The sequence below is a fragment of the Sphingomonas bacterium genome, assembly GCF_903644135.1.
Taxonomy (GTDB): domain Bacteria; phylum Pseudomonadota; class Alphaproteobacteria; order Sphingomonadales; family Sphingomonadaceae; genus Sphingomonas.
On the sequence record NZ_CAHJXA010000182.1, the window covers coordinates 1 to 5,667 of the forward strand.

Annotated in this window: 6 protein-coding genes; 2 read left to right on the plus strand and 4 right to left on the minus strand. The window is 70.2% G+C overall.

Going from position 1 to position 5,667, the window contains the following annotated elements; genetic code table 11:
• The 4 genes from HUU96_RS10240 to HUU96_RS10255 all read right to left on the minus strand — a co-directional run.
• Positions 1 to 1,137 (minus strand): MMPL family transporter (locus HUU96_RS10240; RefSeq protein ID WP_174292707.1); only part of this gene is annotated, 1,137 nt, incomplete at its 3' end.
• 9 nt (positions 1,138 to 1,146) lie between these two features.
• Positions 1,147 to 1,605 (minus strand): DUF2141 domain-containing protein, encoded by a 459-nt coding sequence (locus tag HUU96_RS10245; RefSeq protein WP_174292708.1) that lies wholly within the window; start codon positions 1,603 to 1,605, stop codon positions 1,147 to 1,149.
• Positions 1,606 to 1,655: 50 nt separating this feature from the next.
• Entirely contained in the window at positions 1,656 to 2,651 is a 996-nt protein-coding gene (locus tag HUU96_RS10250; RefSeq protein WP_174292709.1) for a lysylphosphatidylglycerol synthase domain-containing protein, read from the minus strand.
• Between the two features lie 4 nt (positions 2,652 to 2,655).
• Positions 2,656 to 4,347, minus strand: coding sequence for a class I adenylate-forming enzyme family protein (locus HUU96_RS10255; RefSeq protein ID WP_174292710.1), 1,692 nt, complete (start codon positions 4,345 to 4,347; stop codon positions 2,656 to 2,658).
• A gap of 87 nt (positions 4,348 to 4,434) precedes the next feature.
• On the opposite strand from HUU96_RS10255, the gene lgt reads away from it, so the two are divergent.
• Together lgt and HUU96_RS10265 are read left to right on the plus strand one after the other, a co-directional pair.
• On the plus strand, positions 4,435 to 5,319 hold the full coding sequence (gene lgt / locus HUU96_RS10260; RefSeq protein ID WP_174292711.1) for a prolipoprotein diacylglyceryl transferase: 885 nt from the start codon (positions 4,435 to 4,437) through the stop codon (positions 5,317 to 5,319).
• A gap of 107 nt (positions 5,320 to 5,426) precedes the next feature.
• Positions 5,427 to 5,667: SAM-dependent methyltransferase (locus HUU96_RS10265; RefSeq protein ID WP_254605176.1), on the plus strand; the 241-nt coding region annotated here is incomplete at its 3' end.

Sequence of the window (5,667 nt, forward strand, 5' to 3'; positions counted from 1 at the left end):
CGCCAGCAACAGTGGCGCGCCCAGCGCCGCCGCCGCAGCTCGCAGCGCCGCTGCCGGAGCCAGGCCGCCGCTGCGCTCTGCGTTGTAGCGCACGCAGACCTGGATGCCGAAATCGACTCCCAGCCCGACGAATAGGGGGATGAAGGCAACCGAGATCAGGTTGAGCCGGCCGATCGCGGCCAGCCCCAGCGCGGTGGTGACGACCAGACCGACGATGATCGTCACGATGATCGCCGCAACGAGTCGCACCGACCGCGTTGCCAGCCACAAGGTCACCAGCATCGCCGCCAGCATGACGGCGGCTACGACGCCGATATTCTCCTGCAGCGTTGCGAACTCCTCATCGGCGATCGGCACCTCGCCGGTCAGCCGCACGCGCACGCCATGCGCCGCGTGGAGCCCGAGCGAAGCGGCATCGGCCCGCACCGCCTGCGCCGTGGCATCGCCCGGCTGCAGCGCTCTATAGTCGAGCACCGGCCGCACCAGCAGCAGCCGCCTAGTGGGTGGAGCCGGACCGCCGGCAGCGAACAGCCGTTGCCACGAGAAATAGGCCGGGCGGCCAGCCAGCACTCGCTCACCAGCGTCGGCGAGCGCGCGGAGCGGCGCATCGATTGTGTCGAGACGGGCATCGCCGCGCTCGACCCCATCGGTGACCGTGCCGAGCGCCACCGTGACCCCGCGCAACGACGGATCGGCGGCGAGCGGCCCCAGCAGCGGCTGCGCCTGGACCAAAGCGGCGGTGGCGCGCTGCACCTCGTCGCGGCTGCCGAACAACAGCCCTTCGTGCGCGAAGAACGCGCCGCCGTCGGGCCGCGACACCGCACGGACATGCGCCCGATCGCCCGCTAGCCGATCGGCAAGCCGCGCCGCGCCGTCCTCGGCCAGCTCCGGCGTCTCGCCATCGACCACCACCAGCATCGCGTCGCGCAGCTGCGGAAAGGCGGCCTCCATCGCCCGCTCCTGCTGCCGCCACGGCACGTCGGGGGAGATCAGCACCGCCGTATCGGTGGTCATCGCGAAATGCCCGGCCGCGAACAAGCCGGCGAGCAGCGCCAGCACCAGCCCGGCGGCGAGCGTCCACCAAGGCCGCGCGATGCTCGCGGCTACCAGCCGAGGAACAGGGTTCGCCGCTCGCATCGGCACGGCCTAGCGCGCCTGCGGCCCCGATCCACCGAGATAATAATGCATCTTCACCTGGATCGCCTGCGCGCCGCCGGCAAAGCCGAACTCTGCGTCGGTCCATTTGGGTGCCGACATCGCCTTCAGCGCGTCGCGGGAGAAGGCGACGCCCTCCTTGGGAATGCCGAACAGGCCGCGATCCATCTTGTCGTTGCTGTTCTCGTCATGGAAAAGCTGCGCTGCATAATGGCCGGCCGGCACGTTCTTGACCACCAGCACCGTCACCGGGGTCTGCGCCGGCGCGGAGGCGCTGAGGGGGCAGCCATCCTTCAGGAAGGTCGCCTGAAGGCAGAGATCGACGTGCAGCCGCCCCTTGGCATTCCTGACATTGGTGACGCGGATGGTCACGATGTTGCCGTCCGGGACCGGAGCGGCGGCGGCGACCAGCGCCACCGGCGCAGCGAGCAGGATCAACGGCTTGAGCATCGCGTCGCCCTAAGGCGTCAACCCTGAACCGGCAATGGCCGGGAAAACGCCTATCCGCGGGCTTGCCGGCCCTGCCATTCGAGCCATTGCCACGCGGCGAGCCCGGGCAGGCCCAGCGCCAGCTCGCGGATGCGGCGGAGCAGCGACAGCGCCAGCGCCTGGGGTCCGGCGATGCCGAACATCGCGCAGATGAACAGATAGCCGCCTTCCTGCACCCCCAATGCGCCTGGGATGAGGAACCCGAAGGCGCGAATCGCCTGGCCGAGCGATTCGATCACCGTCGCATCGCGCAGGTTGGCGGGCAGCCCCAGCACATGCAGCGCCGCCAGCGTCTCGGCGATGCCGGCCGCCCAGGAGGCGAGGTGCCAGATGCCGGTTAACGCCACCTTGCGCGGATCGCGGTACAGCGCGAGCACCGCCTCCTCCAGCCCGGCCATGTCGCCCAGCTCGGCCCAGGCGCCGCCGCGGGTCAGCCGCTCGACACCGCGCTGCACCAGCTTCACCAGGCCGAAGCGCTGCGCGACGACGAAGATCAGCGCGATGCCGGCAGTGGCGGCAACGGCGGTGGCGGCGACCGGCAGCGCGCCGCTGGCATGGGCCCCCGCCAGCAGCACCGCGACGCCCAGCAGCGTAAAGGCCAATTGCGCGCCCATCTCCGCCGTGACGTCGACCAGGCTAGCCGCGACCAGCGGTTTCAGCTCCATGCCGCCGCGTACCAGCAGCCGCACCCGCACCACGTCGCCGCCGACCTGGGCCACCGGCAGCAGCGTGTTCACCGACTCGCGCAGCCATCGCATCAGCCACATCTGGCCGACCTGCCGCTGCCGGTCGATCAGCGCACCGAACCCCAGCCCCGACAGGATCGCCTGCGGCAGGTGCAGCGCGACCACCAGCAGGATGCCCCAGCCCGCCACTCGCAGCGCGGCGAGGATGCGCGACAGGTCGTGCGTCGCGAGCAACGTGACGACCACGCCCAGCCCGACAATGGCGAGCAGGACCGCCGGCTTGCTGATCCCGCGCCTGGCGGCCGGCTGCGTCTCAGCCACCCGGCTAGACCGTTTCGGCCGCGGCGAGCGCAGCATAGCGCGCGCGCAGGCTCTGCTTGTCGATCTTCTCGGTGCCCAGCCGCGGCAGCGCCTTTGCGGAGGTCCAAATGCGCGCCGGCACCTTGAACGCGGCGATCCGCCCGGCAAGGAACGCCCGCAGTCCCTCAGGCGTCACCGTCGCGCCCGCGGCCAGGTGGACGACGGCTCCGGGCACCTCGCCCAGCCGCTCGTCGGGCAGCGCGAACACCGCTGCCTCGACCACTGCGGGGTTCTGGTACAGCGCCGCCTCGACCTCCTGGCAGCCGACATTCTCACCACCGCGCACGACGATATCCTTCTTGCGGCCGACGATAAAGAGGTAGCCGTCCGCATCGAGGTAGCCGATGTCGCCGGAACGTAGGAAGCCGTCGGCCGTGAACGCCGCCGCGGTAGCCGCCGGATCGCCCCAATATGCGCGGAAGTTGCAGATGCTGCGAATGCCGACCTCGCCACGCTCGCCTTGCGGCAGCTCGGTTTCGGACCCGTCCGGGTCGAAAATCGCGATTTCGACCAGCGGCCGTGCCGCCGGGCCGGCCGAGCCGGGCTTGGCAAGACAGTTGCCGCGCCAGTTGGCGGTGCCCACCGCGTTGCTCTCGGTCAGGCCATAGCCGATCCGCGGCGCGCCGGGCAGTGCCGCGGCGACACGGCGGACATGCTCTGCCGGCCATGGCGCGCCGCCGGCGGAGAAGTCGGTGACGCTCGACAGGTCGTAGGTGTCGCGGCGCGGATGGGTCGCGATTTCGAAGCTCATCGACGGCACGCCGGCGAAATAGGTCACCCGCTCCGCCTCGATCAGCCGCATCGCCTCGGCCGCATCCCAGCGCGGCATCAGCACCAGCTTGCGGCCGAGCGCGAAGCTGAGCAGCAGTACCGCGACTTCGCCGGTGACGTGGAACAGCGGCAGGTTCACTAGCGTCGCCGGCTTATACCCGGATGCGAGACCGGCAGAGGCCGAGCGGATCGCCCGCGCCTGCGCCAGGAAGCTGAAAGTTGCCTGCACCACCGCGCAATGGTCGCTGAGCGCCCCCTTGGCGCGGCCGGTCGAGCCGGAGGTGAACAGGATCGTCGCGCCGTCATCGGGGCCGATCGCCGGCAGCACGGCGGCAGGGTCGTCGCGCGCCACTACCGCTGCCAGCGCTCCGGCGAGCGGCAGCGTGTCGTCGATGTCGACCACCCTCGCGGACGTCGCCGCCAGCCGGGCACGGCGCGGGTGATCGGCGAACACCAGCGCGCAGTCGACATCGGCGAGCGCGGCGTCGAGCTCTTCCGACTGCCACCAGCCGTTGAGCAGGGTCGCGACGCCGCCCGCCATGACGATGCCCATGTACAGGACGATCCACGCGGCGGAATTGCGCGTCGCAATGCCGACACGGTCGCCCTTTCTTACGCCATAGCCCGCAACCAACGCGCGCGCGACGCTTGTTGCAGCCTGATGAACGTCCGCAAAGGTCAGCCGCTCGGCACCCGCCACCAGAAAGGTCGCGTCCGCATGATCGGCACAGTAGCGCGCGAAATAGGCCGGCAGCGACGGCGGCGCGCTCGCCACCAGCGGCAGCGATCGGCCGAACCGTTCGCACCGGCCGAGCGGCAAAGCGCCGTCATCGGCGGTCATCGCCGCGATCGCCGCGGTCATCCGCCGGTCCAGCTCAGAGGGCATCGTCGCTCCACGGTGTTGGGCTTGGTCTTGCCGGCCCCGTCCCCTATGACGTGCGGACGCTTGGGGGGCAAAGCCTTGATCCTGACTATGCTGGCCGCAGGGGTTGCCGCGGCACCCGACCACATCCGGTTCGCCGACCTGGGATTGCACCCGGTCATCGTATCGATCGGGCGCTTCGACCTGCGCTGGTATAGCCTGGCCTACATCACCGGCATCCTGCTCGGCTGGTGGTATCTCCTGAAACTGATTGCACAGCCGGGATCGCCGATGGGGCGTCGGCATGTCGACGACCTGGTCTTCTACGCGACTCTGGGCATCATTCTTGGCGGGCGTATCGGCTATATCCTGTTCTACGGTTGGTCGATGTTCGCCCATCCTTTGCAGATGCTGAAGCTGTGGGATGGCGGCATGTCGCTGCACGGCGGTGTCCTGGGAACGACGGTCGCGATCATCTGGTTCGCGCGGGTCAACCGCCTCGACTGGCTGCGCATCCATGATTACGTCGCGTGCTGCGCGCCATTCGGGCTGTGCTTCGGCCGTCTTGCCAACTTCATCAATGGCGAGCTGTGGGGCCGGGCCAGCGACCTGCCCTGGGCCATCGTCTTCCCCCACACCGTGCCCGACGGACTGCTCGACCCCGCGCGTCATCCCAGCCAGCTCTACGAGGCGCTGCTGGAAGGGCCGTTGCTGTTCGCGGTGCTGTGGTTCGCCTTCTGGCGCACCCGTGCGCGGTATGAGCCGGGCAAGCTCGTCGGTCTGTTCCTGCTGGTCTATGGCCTCGCGCGCTTTGCGATCGAGTTCGTGCGCGAGCCGGACGGGCAGTTCGCCGGCACCCTGTTTGCGCGCTGGGGCTTTCACATGGGCCAGTTCCTGTGCCTGCCGATGATCGCCGGCGGGCTGTGGCTGATCGCCACCGCCCGGGCGCGGCGGGTGCGGGTGACGCCGATCGCCGGCGACGTTCAGGTCGCGTGAGCGAGGCGGCTGCGGGCTCCGCCGAGCCGCCGGCAGGTCGCGTGAGCGAGGCGGACGCGGCCAGCCTTGCCGATCGCCTTGCCCGCGCGATCACGCTGGCAGGACCGATGCCGGTGGCGCAGTTCATGGCCGCCGCCAACGCGCACTATTACGCGACGCGCGACCCGCTCGGCGCGGCCGGCGATTTCGTCACCGCGCCCGAGATCAGCCAGATGTTCGGCGAGCTAGTCGGGCTGTGGTGCGCCGACCTGTGGGACCGCGCGGGTCGGCCGCCCTCGCATTGGGTCGAGCTCGGGCCGGGCCGCGGCACGCTGGCGGCGGATGCGCGGAGTGCGATGGCGAGGGCGG

Coding starts and splice junctions, on each gene's coding strand:
- HUU96_RS10245 (WP_174292708.1), bottom strand. CDS start 1,605: ATGCTCAAGCCGTTGATCCTGCTCGCTGCGCCGGTGGCGCTGGTCGCC.
- HUU96_RS10255 (WP_174292710.1), bottom strand. CDS start 4,347: ATGCCCTCTGAGCTGGACCGGCGGATGACCGCGGCGATCGCGGCGATG.
- lgt (WP_174292711.1), top strand. CDS start 4,435: ATGCTGGCCGCAGGGGTTGCCGCGGCACCCGACCACATCCGGTTCGCC.